The organism is Psychrobacter sp. 1U2 (genome assembly GCF_051847575.1).
The window spans coordinates 1-645 of the sequence record NZ_JBPYDC010001278.1 but is presented as its reverse complement, the minus strand read 5'-3'; the positions used below and the strand labels follow the sequence as shown (position 1 = coordinate 645).

The 645-nt window shown below is 38.4% G+C and carries 2 pseudogenes; both read left to right on the top strand.

Annotated elements, in window-relative coordinates:
- Positions 1–353: pseudogene (locus ACS8FD_RS21635) on the top strand (maleylacetate reductase); the annotation flags it as partial.
- 32 nt (positions 354–385) lie between these two features.
- A pseudogene (locus ACS8FD_RS21630) lies at positions 386–535 on the top strand (phosphoenolpyruvate carboxylase); the annotation flags it as partial.
- Between the last annotated feature and the right edge of the window lie 110 nt (positions 536–645).

Below are 645 nucleotides of genomic sequence, written 5' to 3'. Positions count from 1 at the left end.
ATAAGATTTGCCATACTTTGGACGGCACATACAGTCTGCCACATGCTCAAGCACACGCTATTACGCTTGCGTATTCAGTGCATTACAACCGTAACGCTGATATTGAAGCCATGGATCGATTGGCAGAGGCTTTAGGTGTTAGTAGCCGTGAAGAGGTCGGTTTAGAAATTTATCGTTTAAATCAATCCTTAAAGATTCCGTTGGCACTAAAAGACATTGGTCTACCCAAAGAGGGTCCAGCTAACGTGGCACAAATCGTCTGTGATAGTCCTTATTATAATCCTCGTGATTATGACTATGAGGAATTAAAAGATTTATTAAATAAAGCGTATCAAGGACTACCTCCTGCTTAAGAGTGACATGAGAGTTGTCGTTCGGCGCAAACGATTTATTATGGTCATCTAGTGAAGTGCGTACACGTACACCTTTGGTTTATGACGAGATAAATAATGGTCTCCATTATTTTAACGCCGTTTTATTTCATGCCATTCCTAAAGTCTATCGTAATATTAAAAAAGCCATTATTGATATCTATCTTATGAAACTACAGGTTCAATATTGTCTTTGAGAAGGGAGTGATCAGATTTAAGCGTAGTACTTTTAGACTAAGCGATAAGGGCGCTTCATGTTTTATTTTTGAAAGTG